Annotated in this window: 18 protein-coding genes and 1 pseudogene; 6 read left to right on the top strand and 13 right to left on the bottom strand. The window is 47.1% G+C overall.

The features are described 5' to 3' along the window. Positions 1 to 46: 46 nt before the first annotated feature. The 6 genes from AC3RCL_RS08550 to AC3RCL_RS08525 all read right to left on the bottom strand — a co-directional run bounded on the left by AC3RCL_RS08550 (position 47) and on the right by AC3RCL_RS08525 (position 9,332). Positions 47 to 415 (bottom strand): HIRAN domain-containing protein, encoded by a 369-nt coding sequence (locus tag AC3RCL_RS08550; RefSeq protein WP_492535185.1) that lies wholly within the window; start codon positions 413 to 415, stop codon positions 47 to 49. Between the two features lie 127 nt (positions 416 to 542). Then, a complete protein-coding gene (locus AC3RCL_RS08545) occupies positions 543 to 1,664 on the bottom strand; it encodes a Fic family protein (protein ID WP_492535184.1) in 1,122 nt (373 codons plus the stop codon). A gap of 85 nt (positions 1,665 to 1,749) precedes the next feature. Beyond that, positions 1,750 to 2,712: a 3'-5' exoribonuclease YhaM family protein gene (locus AC3RCL_RS08540; protein WP_492535183.1), complete on the bottom strand. Its 963-nt coding sequence runs from the start codon at positions 2,710 to 2,712 to the stop codon at positions 1,750 to 1,752. A 14-nt stretch (positions 2,713 to 2,726) separates the two neighbouring features. Next, positions 2,727 to 5,195: a pPIWI_RE module domain-containing protein gene (locus AC3RCL_RS08535; protein ID WP_492535182.1), complete on the bottom strand. Its 2,469-nt coding sequence runs from the start codon at positions 5,193 to 5,195 to the stop codon at positions 2,727 to 2,729. After that, on the bottom strand, positions 5,179 to 8,268 hold the full coding sequence (locus AC3RCL_RS08530) for a pPIWI_RE_Z domain-containing protein (RefSeq protein WP_492535181.1): 3,090 nt from the start codon (positions 8,266 to 8,268) through the stop codon (positions 5,179 to 5,181). The genes AC3RCL_RS08535 and AC3RCL_RS08530 overlap by 17 nt, the downstream gene beginning before the upstream one ends. Further along, the gene (locus tag AC3RCL_RS08525) at positions 8,265 to 9,332 is read right to left on the bottom strand and encodes a restriction endonuclease-related protein (RefSeq protein ID WP_492535180.1); all 1,068 of its coding nucleotides are present in this window, start codon (positions 9,330 to 9,332) and stop codon (positions 8,265 to 8,267) included. The genes AC3RCL_RS08530 and AC3RCL_RS08525 overlap by 4 nt, the downstream gene beginning before the upstream one ends. Before the next feature lie 175 nt (positions 9,333 to 9,507). On the opposite strand from AC3RCL_RS08525, the gene AC3RCL_RS08520 reads away from it, so the two are divergent. Further along, the gene (locus AC3RCL_RS08520) at positions 9,508 to 10,701 is read left to right on the top strand and encodes a transposase (RefSeq protein WP_028407136.1); all 1,194 of its coding nucleotides are present in this window, start codon (positions 9,508 to 9,510) and stop codon (positions 10,699 to 10,701) included. A 628-nt stretch (positions 10,702 to 11,329) separates the two neighbouring features. Here the strand turns inward: AC3RCL_RS08520 and AC3RCL_RS08515 are convergent. The 6 genes from AC3RCL_RS08515 to AC3RCL_RS08490 all read right to left on the bottom strand — a co-directional run bounded on the left by AC3RCL_RS08515 (position 11,330) and on the right by AC3RCL_RS08490 (position 15,790). Further along, positions 11,330 to 11,491 (bottom strand): hypothetical protein, encoded by a 162-nt coding sequence (locus AC3RCL_RS08515; protein WP_492535179.1) that lies wholly within the window; start codon positions 11,489 to 11,491, stop codon positions 11,330 to 11,332. Between the two features lie 10 nt (positions 11,492 to 11,501). Continuing rightward, on the bottom strand, positions 11,502 to 11,681 hold the full coding sequence (locus AC3RCL_RS08510; RefSeq protein WP_015253841.1) for a hypothetical protein: 180 nt from the start codon (positions 11,679 to 11,681) through the stop codon (positions 11,502 to 11,504). Positions 11,682 to 11,828: 147 nt separating this feature from the next. Further along, a complete protein-coding gene (locus tag AC3RCL_RS08505) occupies positions 11,829 to 13,502 on the bottom strand; it encodes an SWIM zinc finger family protein (protein ID WP_492536303.1) in 1,674 nt (557 codons plus the stop codon). Positions 13,503 to 13,680: 178 nt separating this feature from the next. Further along, the gene (locus AC3RCL_RS08500; protein ID WP_492535178.1) at positions 13,681 to 13,998 is read right to left on the bottom strand and encodes a hypothetical protein; all 318 of its coding nucleotides are present in this window, start codon (positions 13,996 to 13,998) and stop codon (positions 13,681 to 13,683) included. Between the two features lie 7 nt (positions 13,999 to 14,005). Continuing rightward, a complete protein-coding gene (locus tag AC3RCL_RS08495) occupies positions 14,006 to 14,644 on the bottom strand; it encodes a UPF0158 family protein (protein ID WP_492535177.1) in 639 nt (212 codons plus the stop codon). Positions 14,645 to 14,656: 12 nt separating this feature from the next. Beyond that, positions 14,657 to 15,790, bottom strand: a complete 1,134-nt coding sequence (locus AC3RCL_RS08490; RefSeq protein ID WP_492535176.1) for a DUF6155 family protein — start codon at positions 15,788 to 15,790, stop codon at positions 14,657 to 14,659. 320 nt (positions 15,791 to 16,110) lie between these two features. Between AC3RCL_RS08490 and AC3RCL_RS08485 the strand changes: the two genes are divergently transcribed. Then, positions 16,111 to 16,554: an Hsp20/alpha crystallin family protein gene (locus AC3RCL_RS08485; protein WP_492535175.1), complete on the top strand. Its 444-nt coding sequence runs from the start codon at positions 16,111 to 16,113 to the stop codon at positions 16,552 to 16,554. Between the two features lie 411 nt (positions 16,555 to 16,965). Here AC3RCL_RS08485 and AC3RCL_RS08480 read toward each other — a convergent pair. Continuing rightward, a pseudogene (locus tag AC3RCL_RS08480) lies at positions 16,966 to 17,163 on the bottom strand (RNA polymerase subunit sigma-70); the annotation flags it as partial. Between the two features lie 524 nt (positions 17,164 to 17,687). On the opposite strand from AC3RCL_RS08480, the gene AC3RCL_RS08475 reads away from it, so the two are divergent. The 4 genes from AC3RCL_RS08475 to AC3RCL_RS08460 all read left to right on the top strand — a co-directional run bounded on the left by AC3RCL_RS08475 (position 17,688) and on the right by AC3RCL_RS08460 (position 22,258). After that, positions 17,688 to 19,019 carry a glycoside hydrolase family 125 protein gene (locus AC3RCL_RS08475; protein WP_375121063.1) on the top strand — a complete coding sequence of 444 codons (1,332 nt, stop codon included), beginning with the start codon at positions 17,688 to 17,690 and terminating at the stop codon, positions 19,017 to 19,019. Further along, positions 19,006 to 19,896 carry a carbohydrate ABC transporter permease gene (locus tag AC3RCL_RS08470; protein ID WP_492535174.1) on the top strand — a complete coding sequence of 297 codons (891 nt, stop codon included), beginning with the start codon at positions 19,006 to 19,008 and terminating at the stop codon, positions 19,894 to 19,896. The genes AC3RCL_RS08475 and AC3RCL_RS08470 overlap by 14 nt, the downstream gene beginning before the upstream one ends. A 14-nt stretch (positions 19,897 to 19,910) precedes the next feature. Beyond that, positions 19,911 to 20,810 (top strand): carbohydrate ABC transporter permease, encoded by a 900-nt coding sequence (locus tag AC3RCL_RS08465; RefSeq protein ID WP_192569260.1) that lies wholly within the window; start codon positions 19,911 to 19,913, stop codon positions 20,808 to 20,810. 98 nt (positions 20,811 to 20,908) lie between these two features. Beyond that, on the top strand, positions 20,909 to 22,258 hold the full coding sequence (locus tag AC3RCL_RS08460) for an ABC transporter substrate-binding protein (RefSeq protein ID WP_096773002.1): 1,350 nt from the start codon (positions 20,909 to 20,911) through the stop codon (positions 22,256 to 22,258). Positions 22,259 to 22,285 lie beyond the last annotated feature (27 nt).

Here is a 22,285-nt window from a genome sequence, read left to right as displayed (position 1 = left end):
CATATGTAATGTAAATTCTTATTATATTTGGGATTCTACGTTTTACCTAGTCCTTCCTGCCTAGACAAGGAGAAAACACAACGTCCTCTGTCGTTTTGATGATGTACATTTCCTCTATGCCCGGTGTAAGTTCAACAATGGCTGTATCCTTCACGACAAATCGCACCATACCGCAAACATGTTGTTCAAATCGATCATAAATCCGGCCGGCACTCCGGCATCCTTTCGGTACGGTATGCGGACTGTTGGCGACATAACCGATTTTGCCCAATGGGATCATATCCACCTTTATTGCTTCATGGTCATGCGGATTATCCGGGTCTTTGATCAAGTGAACAACCTGACCCGGCTTTAGTAAATCAGCTCCGTAATAGTGCTGCGTGCCCGTAACGGCGACATAGATCTTTTGGTCCACTGTACTCACTCCCGTATGTCTTTCCTCCATTATGACGAATCAAAGAGACAAGAGATTGTCAGCGAATGTACGTTCTGCCAATTAAAAAAGCACCGCGAAATCTCATCTTGAGATCGCGGTGCTGCATTCATTTCAGAAAATGAGCAAACTTATCCGGGGCACTCCGAATGTCTTGAGCCAGCTTCTCGTATTCCGCGGATAATTTTACAGAACGAACTCTTTTGGCGTCTTGATCGCGCGGCTCAATGAATCCTTCTTCTCTCCAATGGCTCACTTTTTCCCTTATTGAACGATCCGACAAGCGCAGCAGGTCCCTCATTTCACTTGTCGTCAAGGTGTCTTGTTTGAAGGTTAGTTGAGCGAACACCATTCTTTGCTGGGGATCCAACTTGCGAATCAGATCCGGTTCGATTTTGGTCAATTGGGCGGATTTCTCGGTAACAATGGCAGCAGCTTCTTGAAAAACCTCCGCCAATCCATCAATAAAGAATTCCAGCCAAGGCGTCAAATCAGCATCATTCCGCCCAAAATAATAATTATGATGGAGACCCAACTGGAGTCGACGATAATACTCAGCTAAGTTGCGGTCGTAGAAATTCTCTAATACGAATAAACCCTTCAGTCCATGACCACCGCGACGCAAAAGATAGGTAGTAATCATCCGGGCTGTTCGGCCATTCCCGTCCAAATACGGATGAATCGTTAGAAACTGCCACATGAATATCCCGGCCTTGATCGGAACCGGAACCGAATAGGTTTCCGGCGAGTTCACCCAGGCAACCAAATCCTCCATTAATACCGGAACATCTTGCCATTCCGGCGGCAAATAAAAACCGGAAGCATTGCGGCTGCCAACTTGATTTTGTTCTTCGCGATACTCGCTAACTCGCGGTCTTCGTCCGTGCGATATTCGGATAATGGCATGCAGCTTTTTAATCAATTCCTCTGTAACCGGGAGCTGCCTTTTTTCGGCTTCATCCAGGTATTCCAAAGCTTTCATTAAGTTATAAACTTCCTGCTCTTCATTGTCATTGCTGGTTTGGTACAAGACTTTTCGCTTTGTCGCCTCATCAAGTGTGTTTCCTTCAATTTTCGTAGAAAGAATGACCGTCTTTTCCATCGATTCTTTCTTAAGCAAGTCCAGAATAGATGCGGGCAATGGAAGCAAATCCACCACAACACTGGCGCGTTGTATATCCATTAGTCTGCGGGCAATGGAGTCCGTTATTGAATATTTGGGTGTAAACATAACATCACCATCCTCAATAACATTATACCATTGCCGCTATTTTGCCGCAAAGTATTTTTAATTCATTGCATTTTCTACGTATATTTCAATTTCTAAGTGTCATCTTATACAACGCTTTATTCTCCAGCCCTCGGATGGGCTGTGTCCACAACTCCTTGTCAGAAGTGGCACTTAGTGCATCCTCTGCCATCTGCAGCTTAGCATCCAGTGCGTCGATATGATGTAGCGCTACTGCTTCCGCCGTTTGCGGCTGTACCGGGCTTCCCCATTCCCCGAGGTTATGGTGTGAGAGAATAAGGTGCTGCAATCCGATCACCTGTTGCGAATCGAGTGGAAGCTCCAGCCGCAAAGCCGCTTCAGTGATCCAACTAGCCGCCATGGCAATATGACCGATCAACTTACCCTGGGTGCTGTAATCTGTCACGACCCCAAGCTGAGCGATCATTTCCTCTGGCTTTGCGATATCATGCAGGATAATTCCCGCTTTGATCATGTCCGCATTTAGAAATGGCCTCTGCTTGCAAAGGAACTCTCCAATCTCCAGCATACGAACGACATGATAGGACAAGCCTGCGAAGTATGCATGATGGTGCATTTTGGCCGCCGGATAATGAGCTAGTTTCTCTCTCACCTTATCGACGCAAAAGCTTACAATATCGCGAATCACCGGATCCGAAATACTCTCAATGACTCTGTCTATGACTTCTAATAATTCCGTAGATCCAATTGGAGCCGCTCGAATAAAATCGGTTAGAGACACACCGTCTTCTTCCCTTATATTGCGAATCCTGATGATCTTAAGCTGCGGTTTTTCCCGATATAACTGAACGATTCCTTGAACCTTGACCAGCGTCATCGGAGAAAAGTTGTCTCTTTCCGTTTCTTTCACATCCCAATACTTGGCAGGCAACTGTCCACTGGAATCACACAGCACCAAATCAAAGTAGTCCTTTGCCGGCGATGTGTTGGTTTGCTTCAGTTCCAGCTCCTTCAATAAATAGAAGCCGACAAATTCATCATTTGTACTCAGGTCTTTAATCAACGTCATGCTTTAACCCCCATCTACAACTCCAAAAACTCTGCCTCTGCCTCAGAAAACCCATATTCCTTGAATTGCAAATATTTCTTTAACGTCCCCGTCATTTTCAGAGGATAAGGCTGTGCCGTAGTCGATTCAAAGGTAATGCATACCTCACGCAAGCGATGCACCGTCCAAGCTAGACGCTCTCGGTCTTGCCTATCCATCGGACCTAATGGCATATATTCGACAACTCGAGGTTGTTGAAAAGCCGTTCCCAAGTTATCATACTTGGTCATGGCCTTGGCAATGTTCATCTGGGTCTTAGGTTTGTTCCCCACACCATAATACAATCCAGACTCGTGATCCGAATAAACGCCAATAGAGAATGACATGGGGATAAAACCGTAGGCTGGAACATCATCGTTGGAATTAACACGAATAACAGTCATTCCGCGTTCGTTTTGAATCCATCCAGGTAATTCTGGGTCCTTCCCACGGACAATTTTGTTGTTTCGAATCCCATCCAGTCCTTTATATCGAAGCTCCGCTTCAACTAAAACGATCGGCTCCTTGCCATTCATTCGTTCCATTCTTAACTGCTCTCCGAACCAGCGTGCTATTTCTTTCTTTTGTGCATCCGGGGCTTTGGGAAGCGGATCAAATTGATCTGTTTGTAACACAGCTTCCGACAAAGGCACCCATTCCTCAAGGCCTCGGCTCTTTACCATTAGTACACCGTTTTCGAATTTCGTCAAAATCGCATAGGTTCCTTTATCACCCGAAACCAGATCATAGGCTATGATGGGACGTTGTTCATTGACATCCAGATATGCCTTGTAATCGATAACTCCCGCATCCCCCAATAAATCCAAGATACAGTTGAAGACTTTGTGAATATAGTTTGACTCTGGTTTATCCTTCTTTCGTTTAGACTTCTTGGCCCCGCTTTCGGGATAGACAAATTGAGTCATCCTCCCCGTTAATTGAAACCCTTTACGAACCGCTTGCTTGGGGTCGGTTCCTTCGCCAAGCTTTTTCCATTCATCTTTAGGTAATATTTCAATCAAGGAGCATGTGATGGACTGACTCCCTTTAACATGTTCGATACTTCGGTCGATTTTGTTAATTCGATGTTCATCCGCCATGTCCTTAAGTGCTCTGCGATCCAAGCCATCCACATAGTCTCTCCTGTCACGCTTGACCACAACAATACGGTTCCGAGAGGAGGAGTTTAACCTAAAGACATCACCATCGACTTGTTCAGCTAGCAAATTCCCTTTATATTTCTTAGCTTTCAGTGCTTCAATGACACATTGGTATAGAGAGTCCGATCCCCACACTTCAAGTACAAAATCTTTATCATGCCCGCAGTAAACGGGTGGGATTAGGTCTTTCCCTCGCCTCCTTGTCCCTTCTCGCTTCGGTTTCGGCACAAATGGCAGCGGCGTAAGCGGTCTCCAGTCGGATATGTTTCTCTGTACCATCTCATAGAATCCCATTTTTTCCTGGATACTGATACCCGCTTCAATATAAGGGGACTGGTTAAAGACTCTATTATTATGAACGATCCATATCTTAGGAGAGTTTCCTGAGTGATACTTAACTGGATTTGTTAAGATATCCTCAGTCGATAACGGATTGCCCCATAAAATATCACTGAACAATTCGTCTAGCCCTTCGGACCAACGGGTATAAGGCTCAGTTCCACCTTCTCTGCGAAAAGATAAACTCGCATACGAACGTAATCCCATTCCCTGATCTTTTATCAGAGGATTGTCCATGGAAACTAATAACGTGCTATTGATACCGCCCTTCAAATATTTGGTCTCCTGAGAGTTTGTAATAAACCGCCTTATTCCAGCCGAAACCATCAATAATAGTCGTTCCGGCTCACCGGCCCTATATTGTAACCGAAATCGGACGACATAAGAAAAAGTACCAGATCTAGTGGTTATGGGCTCAGACATGCACTCTGCCTTTTGCGTGGCATATACCTGCGAGAACATAAGCTCAACAGGCTCATCCCGGTTATCAAGCAGTAGTTGTTTCGGACTCAAGCAAAATTGATGTGCAACTAGAGCAGGAAGCAATTCATATTTCAACCTTGAATCACGATGCAAAATGGAATCTACCGCCTCGCTTCGCCAGTCCATTGTACTCGTATCCAAATCATCCGGTGCAGCTACGCCTTGCCTCGTTGCTATTTGGTTCATCCATCCCTTAGCCAGTAATAGGGTCATTCCAACCGGGACTGGCTGCGTTGCAATGAGCCACGGACGGTTTTCATCCAGATAAAATTGGTTATTGACCGAGACAATCTGTGGAAATATACTTTGCAGTTTTTTACCTAATGGCTTAATCGCAAAGGGCAGCTTAACTCCATTATAAAATCGACGAATAAATTCTCTCCAAACCGTTGGTATATCCAGTAGATAGATCTGCTTATTATTCCAAGCATTTTGGTCGCTCTCGAAAGCATACAGCTGCAGCAATTTACCAGTCCGACTCATGGGCCTCATTCCTTTCCATCATGACTTTCATACTGTCTATAAATGGTCCATATAAACTGCGAAATGCTGGATTTGATTCATGATCCACCATGATCTTCAGCCAGTAATCCAACATCGATTCCCCAACCTCCGTGCGCATGGGCTGAGCTGGAAATTTACCATCACAGTAGAACACTCTCGCCGGTGTGCCTTTGCGAAGAAGCCTTCCAATCGTTTGCCAGACTGGGATAAACGTATACCAGGCTATGGTCTTTCTCTCCGCAGGATTTAATACGGACCAATAGTCTGGTTTACGGTACATCCGGTGGAGCAAGCTATTACTTTCGCTGCGAATGAGGTCCAGTGCCTGCCTATAAAGCTTGCCTTCAAAATCGGCACGTTCAATGAAGTCAGGCAGTTTGGCATGCAAAAGTTGGATGAGATAGGTCATGTCCTGCGGTATCGGATATGGCCGTATCATAAAAAACACAGATCCGAATAATGAACCTTTCGTATCATCCAGAATGTTATAACCGCGACTTATCGCAAGTAACGGGGCGATCAGCACATCAGCGTTTTCGTTAGCAAACCGCTCTAATTCTGCTCTTGAAAACTCGGCTTCATGAAAAGGATCCGGGTCCCTCGTTAACTGGCGGTATCTATTTTTCCAAGAAGAATGTGATGCAAATACGGCTCCGACATCAGCAACGTCCTCATAAGAGTTGACAATCAACAGCACTTTACGATTTGCACCCGAGTAACGCCACTCCAGCAATTCTTGTTCAATCTTGGACATTAACTTGGCGGTTAGCGCACGTAGATTTCGTTCTCTCCTATCCTCAATCTCACCGGATATTTGGATAGGGGTTTCCTTCCCGTGCTCATAGCTCGGATAATATTCCTGGTGAATGACTGGAACACCCAGATTGGATTCCAACAGCCATCCAGGCAACGATGCAATATGATAATGGGCTGATCCTGGAGCCAGACTTGTACCTGAAAGCAGAACAACCGCAGGACCTTCATATCCATCTATTCCAGCGTAGATCGATTGCCAGTCTTCAAGGAGAAGTCGACCGACACCTGAATACTGAACGGCTTTGAATGTACCTGTGTCATTCCCAGGTTTTACTTCATACAGATACCCGGTCATACGTCCTGTCATCGCATCTTTCATAATTGCTGAAAACTCACGTTGAATCGTGTAAAGTCCCTCGAATTCAGATAATTTTCCTAATTTGGCTTGAACTAGCGGATAAAGATCCATGAACACTTGTATATCATGATCGATAAGTGCCAGACATAAATATAATTCCAACGAATGAACCGGGAATTTCAATCTTCCAACAGGGTTTGTCTCACCGCCCAACTTATGGAGAATGGTAGTTAGAGCTTGTTCCCGCTCCTTCTTCGTTCGAGCTTGCAGCATTTTCGTTACATCTGCATAGATAGGGTGGTCCAGCGGATGATCCGCATAGTTGCGTAATTCCTGTTCAATTCTCTCCCGATTCTGTTCGTCCTTGGCGAAAGCGCCACTGATGCGATAAGCTTCGGTAGAGATCCGTAATAGCTTCCGGTACAAAAACTGAGCGAATTCAGGCGATAAATTCAATGTACGATATACACCGCGGCGGATGGTGCTTTCAAGGCGATTCAGAACATCCATCCAGTCTTGTACAACCTCGTCATGTGCATACTTACCATAATAACCTATCGTTTTTCGAAATGATTCTAACAGGGTCTTCTCAAAGAGATGCTGAGAGTTACCAAACAATGCAATCTCGGAGACGAAGGAATCGTCGAATTGCTTCTGAACCGCATCGGCTTCATCAACGAAAATGATGTCTAACAAGTCATACATCGCTTCATAGACTGTTCTCTCATAAGGGTCCAGCATAACAGGTAGTTTTGTTTTCAATATGCTTGCTGAGGTTGTAACCCATACTTCCGCATGGATCAGGGCTGCGAAATCGCGATAGATTCCGCAACTGGCTGCATAGGGGCATACGCACTTTTTCTCCTGCTGTATTAACTGACGACATGGATAATCTGTCGTATTTTCATGGTCATTGGCAAGGGCATGGATGATGCAAAAATCGGATACATGTCGGAGTTCCAGATAAGAATCCTGCCCCCAATCCGTTACATCCCGAATCTGATGGCGACGGGCGGATATATAGTCCTTCTGATGTTTACGGCGGCCCGATTTTCCAATTACAGGAACAGCGTTAATACCTAATAAACGAAGTTCCTTAACCCGATTTAGTACTTGGGGAACACTACTCTCAATAAATCCGATACGAGCCCCCTCTCGGACTAATCGATCCGTCTCCAACACCATAAATGTGGATTTTCCCGATCCCAGTCCCCCCACGATATGCTGTAAGCCCTTATACTCAAACTGTCGAATACTGGGGTTTGTCAGTGATTTTAGTTTAAGTCCAATTCCGGCCCGTTCCTTCCATTCCAAGGCTGCCGAAGCTTCTCGCATCCCCTCTGTCTGATAGGTATGCTCGTCTCCAAGATGAAGTGTAAATCTCCCCTTCGGTCTATATCTCGGAAATGTTGACGTACTAACCAACGGCGGTGGAATTTCTCCGCCGTAAAGAATGGACTCTTGTTCCTGATTATATTTGTTGTAGTGGAACTTGCCCGCTGTAGCAAAGCGTATGTCCTTTGACTGATGCGCAACAGGCTGTTCTAATAATTGCTCGTACCATTTCCCGCGATCGGCGAACAAGGCAGGGGTCCGTAGTCTCCAATGACTACCGTCGTTTTCATATAATCTAAATTCAACCGAAACTTCTTCATATCGTTCGAATAAGTTGTCCCATGTCATCCTTGAGCGCAAAGCACTATATAAAACTCTTAAACGGTGTGCAATCTCCTTCCGAGCAGGCTTGGGAAGAATAGGTGAGTCGTAACCTGATAAAATCGTATAACCTTCGCTGATATCCATAGAAGAATCAACCATCAAACATCCTGTAACGAACAATTCCACATTATAAATGGTTTCAATGTTTTGCCGCGGCAATCCAGATGGCAAGAGACGCGGAAGGAACTGCTCAAAATAGGTCCAATACGATACTCTCATCTCTCCGTTGCCTCCCCAGCCAGATGCTTCTGCACATCCCGCTCATTTATGACTTTCAGATGACTCGCATGAGTCATAAGTGCTTGTTTAACAAGCTTCGAGTAACCGGGGTATATTTTCGTTCGGTATTGCGGAATGACAATATATACATGTGGGTCTCGATATTTCTCTAGTTGGTGGGGTTGCATTTTATTGAAGAAGTTAGCCAGGTGTAGGGGGTGCTTAAAATCCTTCATATCCAGATAGACGATATGCGTATCCAATTCGACGGCTAAATCAAACCGGTCTACTTGCGGAAAGAGTTCAACTTTGTAACCTTTCTTCGTTAGCCAATCTTTAGCTGTAAGTTCAGCCAACCCTGGCAACATCGTGTACCGATAAATTCCATAACGCAATCGATGCATGGGCTCATGGATTTCCCATTTCTTAAGCTCTCCGCGACTGGCCAGTTTCCCACAAAGATCTTCTGCCCCGCATTGCCAGTGATCGTTACGAAATTCCAGCGTCCATCCGCATCGTGGACATTTGCGATATCGTTCTACATCGTCCGAAATTTCTTCATAACAGCGACTAAGCTTTTTCATCAGTTCTGTATCCTTAAGCTCCAGCCCAAACTCCATTAAACGGTAAGCAGATACAACCGGATTGGTAATAAGAAACTCTCGAAGTTTTCGGTACTTCTCCTCTAGCATCGGCATTGTCCCTCGGCAGTAGCGCAATATCTCTACTATTTCTTGTGTCTGAGCTTCTTCAGGCGAATCGTACATGATTTTAAATTCACGTGCGTCTGGTGACAAGCCCAGATCCGGGATCAAGAGCGGCGCTTCCTCCGGATAGATACCGGCTACTACAATTCCCCATTCTTCTGCCGGTTTTTGCAACAATTGAATAAGTGAATGCAAATCAATTGGAGCTTTTTTTCCCTCCAACATCAGGAGTCGAACAAACTGCATATGTCCTTGACGCAATAGAGCCGGCGGCTCGCTGAAGTCTTCTCCCCACTGTGACAAACCTGCGATTAAGTTTAACAAACAATCCCTCACATCATTCTTATCAATTTGCATTTCAACACCACCGGTAATGGATTAAGAATCACCTAGTATATTTTTATTTGAGTATTTTGCAGTAATCTAAGCCCTTGCTACGCAAGGATTTTCAGGCATAAAAAAGGGACTTTACCCCAACTTGCAGAAGTTTTCAAGAGACCAATCCAGAAAACTCAAGAAGGGGTAAAGTCTCTTGTATATTCTCCAAGAAAGTCTGTTTTCCTTTGAGGAACTGCTAAAAATCGAGTCAAAAGATCGTTTGCCGATCTTTTTCAGTGTGCTGGACCTCCGTCCTTACGCGAAAGAACTGAGAAGTCGTTCACCCCGAGGAGCCGACGGGCATTGCAGAGAAGGCATTTTGCGCGCCCTTCTTGCTGCTCCTCTAGAACGTATCCAGACATTTACTGGTTTACATCATCGACTGAGTACCGATCTTAGGTTTCGCTATCAATGCGGACTTCCACTCGACCGCGAGGCTCCATCCATCGCTACATTAAGCAGAGTCTTTGCCGAGCTGACGAAGAAAGAGCTGGCCAAACAGTTGTTCGAAGACTTGGTCAATCGCTGCAAGCAAGACGGCATCATCGACGGAAATCATGTTGCGATCGACAGTGCCTCGATTCACGCTTACGAAAAGAAGCAGCCTAAGCGAAAAAGCGAGCAAACGGGCAATGCGAACTGGGGAGCGAAGTTCGACTCCTTCGGTAATAAAGTGACTTGGTTCGGCTATAAGCTCCACTTGGCGGTGGATACGAAAAGCGAACTTCCACTTGCGCTCGAAGTCACGCCAGCGCATGTGAATGATGGAGAAATGGCGCCGAGCCTGATTGAGAAGGTTGCTGTCGATAAACGCACGAGATTCTTCATGCTTGATGCGGGCTATGACCAAATGAAAGTGTACGAAGCGGCTCGAAAGGTGAACGCTCAAGCCATTATTCCTCTCAATCCTCGGGGAGAAAAAGAACCGCCCGCTGGCATGACGACAAACGGAACACCCTGCTGTACGATGGGGTTCGCGATGACTTACTGGGGCGCCGACGGCGATTACTTGAAGTTTCGTTGTCCGCATGCCACAGGCAAAGTAGATTGCCCGTTAGGCATGGCCACTTGCTCAGCGTCCAACTATGGCATGGTCGTCAAAGTCGATACGAAGGACGATCTAAGGCGATATAGTAATCCGCATCGCGATACCAAGCGCTGGAAAGAGCTTTACAATGAACGAACCAGCGTGGAACGGTGCAATTCTCGAATGAAAACGTATTTGTCCGCGGATAGCCTGCATGTCTGGGGCGTTCAAAAAGTCACTACGCAGCAGTATTTGAACGCCATCGTCCTACTCGTATCTGCGCTCTCAACTGCTTCGAGAAGAAAGCAAGCCGCCGCTTAAAAAGTTCAAACTTCAAAAATTCTGGAGGTCTGTCCTTTTTCAGAAAACGCGTGATTTAGAGACGAGACAATGTCTGTTCTTCCTATGATTTATCCAAATTCGGAATTATGCAAAATGCTCATTTTATAGTTAAGTCATGACAACACTTTGTCAGCGAATATATGTTCTGCACAAAAAAACGACCAGATCTAATCCGGTCGCGTAGAATTCCTTATTCACATTGGGAGAAATGTAAAATTCAAGATTTAATCATCTTCGGTTAGTAGTAATTCCCTTTTACAAACATCACACTGGACCTTGATAACCAATCCTAGACTTGTTGGTATAAATATGTACGCAAACTTTGCTCCCGTTACATCTTTGGGTTCACATTTATCCCAATTATTAATTTTGTTTTCCATAGATTTGCTAATTTCAAACTTCATATGATTCTCCATAATCAATGTAACTGATCCTTGATCTTATGCACCCATTTTGGAAGAGATTCGGCCTGATATTTTAAAATACTATGTTCATCTTGCATAACGATTTTACCGGAAACTTCGCTATTATCAATCACAATCAAATGATCAATGAGATGGATATGAGTTAGCTGTTCGCCTTGGCTTCCCGTATCAGTCGTATCGCATTACCGCCGGCCGGATACTTTGCGGCGATCCGGATGGTCAGAATCAATGCTCCGAGCTAAAGCGTCGGGATCTATATTGACACTGATACCAAGCCTGTCCACTATCAAATTGCGAATGGTGCTTTTGCCGCTGCCGTTATTGCCGGCGAATACAACCATCACTGTGGAGTACTCATTCATGATGAACCCCAGGATTGTCGATTGGCTCGATCACACCGTTTGCATATTCTTTGACAATCTGGCCTTTTTCCGTTTGATAGACAATATAAGTTCCGTTCGCTTTTGCATCCAGTTTCGCGCGATCGCCCGTAAGTTTGATCAGTTTTTGCAAATCTTGAATACGATCCATCATAGATCACCATCCAACCCGACTTAATCTTGCCATTATTATAACATACTCGTTTCAGATCAAAATTACAGGCCTCGCATACCAGTTTGTCCACCCACTCACAAAAATCAAGCTATGCTCAAACCGCGTTACTTCTTATTCCCATAAAGTTCAAAAACGAATCTTCCCCAGCTCCTCCCGGAAAGCCGGTCTTCGCGGAAATTTGGTTAACAATTCTTGTGTGACGGTGAACGCTTCTTTCCGTCCGCCAACCTGTTGAAGCATTCGAATGATCCGGCAAACATCGGCGTAATCTCGCCTGTCTCTGGATTGATCCGCCCGGAATTCGATATATGCCACGAAAAGCGCCTTCACCTCCTCCGGGTAATGCGGAAGCAATTGCTCATAGAACGATTCAATTCGGTAAGGTGCCTTGCGGACATGTTCCAAAAGCCGTGCGTACATCTCCTCTTCCACCAGAATTTGGGTATACGTATGCTCTCCCCTCGGGCTCTGCTCTAATTGATCTAACATATCTTGCAAATACAAAGTCCATTCTCCCTCATCGGAAAATGTATCCTTCACAGAGCGATAATACGCATACTCTCCGTTCACAATCAGCTCCATCCCGAGTCTCCGCTGCTGTTCGACTTGTCCTGTGCGATGGTATGCCTCATACCGATATTTCTTCCAGCGATAGACGAGCCCCGGCAGCCCCTGATCTTGGGCTTCCCCGGCCTCCGCCAATCGGATCGCTTCCTCGGCATCGCCTTGCTCAAGCGCCGCTCGAATCGCAATCTCCCGAATTTCCGGGAAATGCAGATGTTTATACAAATAAGCTTTCGCCTGTTCTTCACCTGAACGTTCCAAAATTTGACCATATCGGAGCACAGTTACCCGCTCGTCTGTGTACTCCCGCGACCAATTGCTTCCGGACGTATGACCCAGGAGCGAATCCGCCGCATCATCCCATTGATGTTGCATCTGTTCCGACTCGATCAGCGCGCCCGCCGCCTCGAGGAGCGCGAGCTGCCAATCCGACCACCCGTCGTAATAAGGCTGGTGTGTCTCCTCCAACAACCGGCGGAAAATCTTCAAGCGTTCTTCCGCCGGAATATGATGGTGATCCTGAACCAGCTTGAAGATCGATTCCAGACAGCTTTCGATCACGATCCCGACTCCACCGTCCGAATCGTCGGCGGACTGCAATAATTCAATCATCTCTTCGATGATGCAAAACAGAATCGCCAGCCCGTGCAACCATTCCTCTTCATCGAAGGCGGAGAGAGCCTTTTCAGCGACGATCTCCGCACCTTCCACCTCGCGGCTTACGTTCCGCCAAGACACAAAACCATGATCATCCGAATATGTGTCAATGTAGGATCGAATCAACCGTCGGCAGGCGTCCAACTCCTGATCCGCGCCCCTTTTCGACAAGTGGAGTCTGATGCGCTCTTCCGCGGTATATGAATCCGATGCAATCGAGAGCAGCAATTCGATTAATTTCTCCTTGCACTCTGCTTCCAACAGTTGCCGGAGAGACGGTTCCGGTGAAGATACCCCGTCTGCTTCTCTATTCTTAAGCTCGAGGAATACAGCGACTTGATGCTTGCATACCGGTCCAAAATCGTACGGACAATCGCATTCCGATTCCATTATGTTGTTCTCGTTGTCTAGCCTTACATAAACCTCATAATCCTCGTACCCGCGCACAACCGCAGTGTACTTTTCATCGGCAATGGACTTCAAGGAAATTACCCGTCCTTCGAACGCGTATTCCTTCCCTCTGTGTACAACTGCAGGATCTATGTATCTGGAAAAATCGGATAAATTCAAGAGGACCACCCCCTTTGGATGCTTCTTTCCATTTTGGAATTCCAATAGTCGATGAACACCTGATAAGATCGCACCGTGGTAAAGAAGGGAATATGTTGGTCTGCCGCAGCGTCGACATATTCATCTTTTAGAAATGGTGACAGCGACACAGGTCGTATATCGGTTGCCATTTGGAAAATAATCCTGCTCATTTGTTGCTTTTATGCTTAAGGATGTATGTTTTAGCCAAGTGGTTTAGATGGCCAACAGCAATTGAATTGGGATAACTCGGGTCATGCTTCTTCTGCATGGCACGTTCAAATTCATCCATCATCTTTGCAAAATCGCATACATTCTGCTCAAGACCAAATAAGCGTTTCATGTCTCGATAGTGTCGAAAAAAGACTGCGTTAGCTTGATCATTGGGATAACCAAATTGTTGAAGTTCCGAAATGACCGCTTGAGCATACAGCTTAATCATCGTCTGTCTTGAAGAACGTTTCACCGGTATCCCTTGCCCAAACATTTCTTTATTACTCGAGAATCAACTTCACTTCAATGGATTCCAACCAATCCGAAACACGTTTGCGATTCTGCTCTTCAACAAACTGGTAATACCGCTCTAACTGCTCGCTGTCGGAAGATAACGCATCCTTGAATCTTCGGAATATTCTCTTGCCGCCGCTCAATATGTGCATCAAAGTGGACTGCAGCTTTTTATCTTCAACCGTTTCCGCAAAATCAACCATGTCGGTAAATCCTTCATCCGATTCCCGCTCTGGTATCCGAAAGTAAATTTCATTAAAGCCTTCTTCAATGACCTCGCTTAATTCTTCGTCCTCTTCATCCCGGTCAAACGTTCGTAACGTGACAACATCTCCAGTTTCGATATTCAGGAAGGACTCTATTCCTTCTAAGTACATGTCGTATGCATCCACAATCTCCTGAAACTGCTGCCTGGTCAATTTCAATTCTTTCATAGGTTCTCCCTCAGCTACTATCGCTTTGATCAACTCGCCGCGTTGTTCCGCCTCATATTCCTCCCACGTGATTCCATACGGGAAGCCGCCATCCGTATATCCGGCGATAAAATAGAAATTCTCGTCTTGTTCCAACAGCCCCGTGAATTCCGCTTTCTGACCGGTCCGCTTATTTTTCTTCCTGCCGCGCATTAAGTTCCCCACCTAAATCCATCTTATTTGAGCGTGCAGATTAGCCAAATGGTCATGAAAACCCCAGCCGATCCCTTCTGTTTTCGAAACCACGGCTTCGAGGCGCTCCTCGAATTCGTCGAACAACTCGGTTGTTTCATCTTCATTTACTTGATCAATGATATCGGCATACATGGACGCCATACTGTAGTAAAATCGTTCATCGATATCCCCGTAGCTTAGGGTGAAATCGACTCCATTCTCGACGTAGACCAGCTTCAATTCCAGGGCGTACCTGGCATTTCCAGTCAATCTCTCGAATTCCGAAATCGCATGTTTCGCTTCCTGGAGTCTCAGCTTGCCAAATCCCCGCTCAGGGAAAAACTCTTGCTCCACCTTCTTGCGATATTCTTGAAAGATAGATTCTACCGCTTCATCGCCTAGAATTCTTACAGCAAGAAATTTCTCCATATCTTTGCTGGCTCCATAACAAGCCTTGACCAAATCGATAAGCTGGTCGCTATTTAACTGCTTCAGATGTTTATTCAATACCGACTTGGTCAATTTTACAGGCTTGTTCCCTGCCGACCGCTTAACCAGTGATTTGGGGGTCAGCTTGTCCTTCTGCCGCCCAAGCTCCTGATTCACTTCTTCGCAGGAGAAATATTCAGGATCATAACCTTCACGAACCCAGCCCATAAAATGCTCCCGCTCCGGATGATTGGGAGTAAGCAAGACCTCCATCAGATGCTGATGGCCCCAAACGCCTCCTACATCTTCCTGAGGACAGCTGCGTGCTCCATCCAGACACAATGGAGTTGGATCGGATGTCGTTGAGTCGATTTTGATCAACGTAACCGTGTGCTGCCAATCGTCGCCAAAATCATAGACATACGTAAAATCAGTACGTTCTTCTTGAAGATGCTTCTTAACGGTTTCCCTCCGTGCGTTTATGACCTCTCGGCCTCCCATATCCGCGAATGTCGAATCTGGCAGCCCGATCACTTGTCCATTGACATGAAATTCGTATAAATGGCGATTTTCCCATCCCATGACTACTTGAACAATCTTGTGAAGCTGATGAAACGTCACGTCCGGATGAAATTGAAACTCCCGCCAAAGCTTCGGTGCGATCTCATTCAGTTCGATTCTGCATCTATAAACCATGATCGTCTGTTCTCCTTTTGAGTATTTCGAGTATATAAACATACCTGTCCGATTTATATTCCTATCCGCTCTGTTCAATCAGGAATTTGTTGTTTTGTTGCATTCAAGCAGTGTTACACCAGTATAGCATACACCGCACTGAACCCAGAAGAAGCAGAAAGCCGGCCCTGACAGACCGGCTGGTTTAAGCTCCATTCTTCTTTGCTATATACGGATAGTGCCTCAACATACACAACGGAACATATTTCTTCAACTGCATAATTCGGCGTATATTGGATATTATAAATTTCGTAAAAATAAATATGGAGGTGCTTTTCCGTATGTCGTTGATTCCATACGAACCCTTTCGCCATCTTGAAAGCATGAGAAAAGAATTAGACCGTTTCTTTTCCAATGAATTCCCTTCGTTGAGAACGGGATTTGGCCAAAACCTCGGTACACTAAACATTGATGTTCACGAAACCGAAAAAGATGTTGTTGCAACATGCGATATTCCCGGTTTGGAAAAGAAGGAAGATGTAGATATCCACGTGGATAGTAACATCCTTACCATTAGCGGTTCGATAAACAGAGTTCATGAGGTCAAAGAAGAACAGATGCACAGACAGGAACGTTTTTACGGCCGCTTCCAACGTTCTGTTCCATTGCCAAGTCCTGTTCAAACGGAAGGAGTTAAAGCAACCTATAAAAACGGTGTTTTGGAAATTCATATGCCCAAAACGCAAGATGACAACAAGAAAAAAATTGACATCCAATTCCATTAAACGTGAATCGTTTACTTGCGGTTATGAAGGAGTTCGGCAGAAACTATTGGGATGAAATTGCTGAGGAGCAGCCCGATTTTGTTGACTTGCTGATTCTTAGCTGCCATTTGCCTGTGCAAGAGAAACAACTTGTTTTTACATCGCTAACAAACGACATTAAGAAAACGTATGAGTTCATAAAATGATTGCTCGAGCATGGAATGACACGATCATTCCATGCTCTTTTTCCACCTTCACTCCTACATTTCAGTTCTGGCTTCGCTTCAGCATCGGCTTGAACGAATGGTTGCTCCTCCGTATCTCATCATATTATGGGGAAGCCCATATGGCTCGTCCACCCTCACCTCACAAACCGCCCGCTGCACACAAACCTCGCAGGTTCCTGACATCGGTTCGTGTTCACAACGTATTGACGATGTGCGCGACCAGCCGAAGATTATGCTCAATCAGTTTATTCCGCGACTGAGGATCGCCTTCGGCCATTCGCTGCAGATGTTTAGCTTCCTCCTCCTCGGTCAGAGGCTGGGGAAACGCGTTGTTTTTCACATACGAAACGAGCAGGGTCAACTCTTTAATGAACAAAGCAATTGCGGTAAACAATCCAGGCACTTTAGGACACCTCCTGCGAAGTTACAATGCAACCGGCCCTTATCGCGCTCGGTTTCTCGGTCTTCTCATTGTATGTAGGCAGCGGCCCAGAAGTGCCTGTACGGGGGAAACTGATGCGCAAAAACGTTAAATGCGCTATCGCTTTCCCGTAAATTCCAAACGCCATTCGCTCTCTTGGGCCAATGGAGTTTCTGCGGATCTAATGGATCCTGCTGCCAAACATATACGATCCGAAACATCGAAAATCCAGAGGTACGCCCCATATCAATATAACATGATATAAATCAAATAATCAGCAGAATCCACATCTTGAAAACAAAGAGATCTCACTTCAAACCAAAGTAAACGCTCCAAAGAACCACCGTTAACTCGCGCAGAACAACAAAATAATATAACAGCATAAAATTTATTAAATATAATATATTGACATTAAATTGGTATGTAATTATATTGAATGTAAGCGTTTTATATATAGGCATGACAGCAACGATCGACACCCGGAACTATGGAAGGGAGAAGAGCTAATGTTTACGTTGGACTATTTTGCTGTTTTGCACGATTTGCACCGCACGATATCCGAAGGCACCCCGGATGATCCAAAACTTGGGCATATGTTCAGGAGCATGCTGGACAACACGCTGGGATCGACCATCCGAAGACAGCCAGACGGCACCACCTTTGTCATTACCGGCGATATTCCGGCCATGTGGCTGAGGGATTCGGCGGCGCAAATCCGGCCGTTCCTCGTTCCGGCAGGCCAAGACCCCAGACTGGCCGATCTGATCGAAGGGCTCGTACGGAGGCAGTCGGCATTCATCCTGCTGGATCCTTACGCCAACGCGTTTAACGATTCGCCTTCCGGTCAAGGCCATCAGAACGATCGCACCGCCATGAACCCCTGGCTTTGGGAGCGCAAATATGAGGTCGATTCATTGTGTTACCCCCTCCAACTTGCTTACCTGTTGTGGAAAGAAACCGGCAGAACCTCTCACCTCGATCACACATTCCATTCAGCTGCCAAGGCGATTCTGGCCCTTTGGCGAACCGAACAGCATCATGAATCGAAATCGCCGTATTATTTCGAACGCTTTGATTGTCCTCCAAGCGACACGCTGCCCCGCGGCGGCAAAGGCACGGAAGTGGCTTATACGGGAATGACCTGGTCCGGCTTCCGTCCGAGCGACGACGCCTGCGCCTATGGATACCTGATTCCGTCGAATATGTTCGCCGTCGTCGTGCTCGGTTATCTGGCGGAAATTTGCCGAGACGTCCTTCGCGATCCCCAGATGGCGGCGGAAGCGGCGAAACTGGCGGATGAAATCCGGCATGGCATCGAGATGTACGGCGTACTCGACCATCCCGAATACGGCAGAATTTACGCCTATGAGACGGACGGAATGGGAAACCACCTGCTTATGGATGACGCCAACGTCCCCAGCCTGCTGTCCATCCCCTATTTGGGTTATGCAAGCGCCGATGACCCGGTCTATCAAAATACCCGCCGGTTCGTGCTGAGCCAGGCCAATCCGTATTATTACCAAGGCACTGCCGCCTCCGGCATCGGGAGCCCCCATACGCCGACTCGTTATATATGGCCGATCGGGCTGGCCATTCAGGGCTTGACGACCACCGATCAAGAGGAGAAGCTTCGGCTGCTTCGGTTAATGGCGGATACCGATGCTGGCACCGGCATGATGCATGAGGGATTTCTGGTCGACGACCCTGCCCGTTATACCCGCCCATGGTTTTCTTGGGCAAATATGATGTTCTGCGAGCTGATCATGGACTATAACGGCATTCGGGTCAAAGCGAATGAACGCCTAGGAGGTCATCGGGATCATCATGGGAACCAATAGAAAGCTACGCGGCTGGGTCATCGGCTATCTGTTCATTTTGCCGTCCATTATCGGCTTTAGTGTTTTTGTCGGATATCCCCTGCTTTCGTCCATGTATTATGCCTTGACGGAATGGAGCGGGTACGACACCCCCCGTTTTATCGGCTTCGAGAACTTTAGATACCTGTTCACGGAGGATCCGGCTTTCTGGCCATCGATCCGCGCGACGTTTTATTTCGTGATCCTGAGTGTTCCGTTATCACTGATCCTAGGTTTGTCGTTGGCGATGATGCTGAACAAAAACCTGACCGGCATCAAATGGTTCCGTACCATCTTTTATCTTCCGGTGGTCGTTCCCTCCATCGCTACGCTCACGTTGTGGCAGTTCATATATGAGCCGCAATACGGGCTGGCGAATTCGCTGCTAAGGGAGTTCGGGCTGCCGCCGGGCACATGGCTGACGAGCGAAACGACAGCGCTTCCATCCATCGTGTTGATCGGTTTATGGCAGGTCGGTTCCAGCGTCATCATCTTTCTGAGCGGGCTGCAGTCGGTTCCGCAGGACATGTATGAAGCCGCCGAAGTCGACGGCGCCTCCAGATGGCGAATGTCGATCAACATTACGCTTCCGATGATCACGCCCATCCTGTTTCTGCAGCTTATACTCGGCATCATCGGCGCATTCCAGGCGTTTAACCAGGTTCAGGTGCTGACCGGAGGCGGGCCGAATTTTTCCACTTCCCTGCTGAATTACAAGATCTATACCGATGCCTTCAACGGAAGAATGTTTGGATATGCCATCGCGGAGGTATGGGTTCTGTTCGTTATCATCATGATTTTTACCGTTATTTCATACCGGTACTCCAACCGGTTCGTTTATTACGAAAGCGACAAATAAGGGGGTAAGAAGCGATGCAAGCGGAAGTACGGCCGGAACTAAGAGGAAACCTGAATCCAGCGGACATTCGCGTGAAGCGGCGAGCAAGGTTCAATTGGATTGACGCCTTTCGATTTATGGTCTTGGCCATCGGCGCCATAGCGATGCTGTTCCCTCTCTTCTGGATGGTCACCATTGCGCTGAAGAGCAACAATGACGTGTTCAAAATTCCGCCCGAATGGTTTCCGCGGGAATTTCATTGGTCCAATTTCGTGACCGGAACGAAGGAAATCAACTTTTGGCAAACATTCGGAAACTCCCTGTTCATTGCCATCACCTGCACGATCGGGCAGATTATCAGCTCGGTGCTGGTCGGGTACGGGCTCGCACGGCTGAAGTTCCCGGGGCGGAAGCTGTGGTTCTCGCTATTTATAGGAAGCCTCATGCTTCCCGGATTCGTAGGCATGATTCCCATGTTTAATCTGTACACCAGCATCGGATGGTACGATTCGTGGCTGCCTATCATCGTGCCCGCTTTTTTTGGAAACGCCACGTTCTCGTTCCTGTTCGTCCAGTATTTAAGAACGATATCCGTTTCGTTTGACGAGGCGGCCAAAATCGACGGGGCTTCGGACCTGTATGTGCTGCTTAAGGTATTGGTGCCCATGTCGATGCCGGTGATCATGACCATGGTGATCTTTGCGTTCCAAGGCGCATGGAATCAATATTTGGAACCCCTGCTCTATATTATCGACCCGAGCAAATGGACGCTGTCTCTGGCAATGGCTACCTATACGGGCACCTATGCGACAGCCTGGAATTTGTTCATGGCCGCGGATCTGATTTATATCCTGCCGATGCTGCTGCTCTTTTTCTTTGGCCAGAAATTTTTTATGCAGGGGCTCGGCTCCATGAATTCCGCAGGCTTGAAGTAAGTCGTCCTCACGGATGGGAGGTGATGCAGACCGGGTTGGCTGAAGCGAAAACAAGGTGATGTTCAGTTCATTAAATTTACCTTTGGGGAGGTCTTTCAATGAGACAGGGTGCAAAAGGGTGGGCCAGCGCTATCATCGCTTTATTGTTCTTCTCAAGTCTGCTGGCCGCTTGCGGCGGGAACGGCGGCGGAGGCTCCGGTTCGGCGGACTCCGGGAACGCGCCGTCCGGACAAGATAACGCGGGATCCGGCAAACCCGTCGAAGTCACGATGATTACTTGGGAGTCGGCGGCCATGAACGAAAAAATCATGGCATCCATGAAAAAATTCGAAGAGGAAAACCCCGACATCAAAGTAAAACTCATCCCTACGCCATTGGATAATTACGGCGTCAAGATCAACGGGATGATCACGGCCAAGAAAGCGCCGGACATCTTCATGACCGGCAACGACATGCTGCTCGATAATGCCGGCAAGGGACTACTCTACGACTGGACGGAGCTTGCCACCCAGGACAAAGCGTTCATGGAGGGCTTTTACGAAGGCGTGGTGGACAGCTGGTACTATGATGGCAAGCTCGTTGGCTTACCGGGTCTCTTGAACACGTACGGCATTTTTTACAATAAAAAGTCCTTCCAGGAGGCAGGCCTTCCGGAACCGAAAATCGGCTGGACCTATGACGAATTCTTTGCGGCGATGGAGAAGCTTTCGAGCAATCAAGGCGGCGTGCAGCAATTCGGTTATTATGCCCCCCTTGATCCCTTCCACGTCTCACTCTATTCGGTTTCCGCGGGCGGTGCTCCCTTCGCCGACGCCATCATCAACCCGACGAAGGTGGAAATCAGCGACCAATTCCGGGAAGGCGTCGAAAAGTACAAGTCCGCGATTGCAAACGGCTACATGAATCCCCCTACCTTTGATTTAACGAATGCCATGAGCTCGTTCAAACAAGGCAAAGTTCCGATGACCCTGCAAGGACAGTGGGTAGCGGACGATCTGATCCGCACGGCTCCCAAGGAATTGGAATGGGGCTACGCGCCGATGCCGGTGGTGAACAGCCAGACCGAGATTTACGACGCCGTAGGCTGGTCCAGCCCGGCAACGCTCAAAAATCCCGAGGCGGTATGGAAAGTGCTCAAGTACCTGGATTCCAAAATGTATGAAGAGGTCCTCCCATCGACCCCGGTCGCTCCTGCAGCCTACCAGGCTTCTTCCGCAGCTTATTACGATGCGCTGAAAGCGGCGGGCCATCCCGAAGTAGGCGAAGGCCTCGATCATATTCTGAAATCCCCGAATACGCAGCCGGTTCGTTTCCTGTCGACGTGGGCGGGCAAAGCGTACCCGTTCATCGAAGCATCATGGAAAAACATACTGATGGGCAAAGCCCCGATCACCGAACTGGATGTGATGGCTGAAAAAATCAATAACGTGATCACTACCGGCAAATAACCGGAAGCATCAAGCGCTCATGAAGCC

This window comes from Paenibacillus sp. MT86 (assembly GCF_058792535.1).
Note: the sequence above shows the minus strand (reverse complement) of the source record. Positions and strands in the feature narration are given on the sequence as shown.

Excerpts from the sequence above, each read along its gene's own strand:
- AC3RCL_RS08530 (WP_492535181.1), bottom strand. The coding sequence starts at position 8,268 with ATGAGAGTATCGTATTGGACCTATTTTGAGCAGTTCCTTCCGCGTCTC.
- AC3RCL_RS08540 (WP_492535183.1), bottom strand. The coding sequence starts at position 2,712 with ATGACGTTGATTAAAGACCTGAGTACAAATGATGAATTTGTCGGCTTC.
- AC3RCL_RS08510 (WP_015253841.1), bottom strand. The coding sequence starts at position 11,681 with ATGATGGATCGTATTCAAGATTTGCAAAAACTGATCAAACTTACGGGC.
- AC3RCL_RS08470 (WP_492535174.1), top strand. The coding sequence starts at position 19,006 with ATGGGAACCAATAGAAAGCTACGCGGCTGGGTCATCGGCTATCTGTTC.
- AC3RCL_RS08525 (WP_492535180.1), bottom strand. The coding sequence starts at position 9,332 with ATGCAAATTGATAAGAATGATGTGAGGGATTGTTTGTTAAACTTAATC.
- AC3RCL_RS08485 (WP_492535175.1), top strand. The coding sequence starts at position 16,111 with ATGTCGTTGATTCCATACGAACCCTTTCGCCATCTTGAAAGCATGAGA.
- AC3RCL_RS08490 (WP_492535176.1), bottom strand. The coding sequence starts at position 15,790 with ATGGTTTATAGATGCAGAATCGAACTGAATGAGATCGCACCGAAGCTT.
- AC3RCL_RS08535 (WP_492535182.1), bottom strand. The coding sequence starts at position 5,195 with ATGAGTCGGACTGGTAAATTGCTGCAGCTGTATGCTTTCGAGAGCGAC.
- AC3RCL_RS08475 (WP_375121063.1), top strand. The coding sequence starts at position 17,688 with ATGTTTACGTTGGACTATTTTGCTGTTTTGCACGATTTGCACCGCACG.
- AC3RCL_RS08460 (WP_096773002.1), top strand. The coding sequence starts at position 20,909 with ATGAGACAGGGTGCAAAAGGGTGGGCCAGCGCTATCATCGCTTTATTG.
- AC3RCL_RS08465 (WP_192569260.1), top strand. The coding sequence starts at position 19,911 with ATGCAAGCGGAAGTACGGCCGGAACTAAGAGGAAACCTGAATCCAGCG.
- AC3RCL_RS08545 (WP_492535184.1), bottom strand. The coding sequence starts at position 1,664 with ATGTTTACACCCAAATATTCAATAACGGACTCCATTGCCCGCAGACTA.
- AC3RCL_RS08495 (WP_492535177.1), bottom strand. The coding sequence starts at position 14,644 with ATGCGCGGCAGGAAGAAAAATAAGCGGACCGGTCAGAAAGCGGAATTC.
- AC3RCL_RS08500 (WP_492535178.1), bottom strand. The coding sequence starts at position 13,998 with ATGTTTGGGCAAGGGATACCGGTGAAACGTTCTTCAAGACAGACGATG.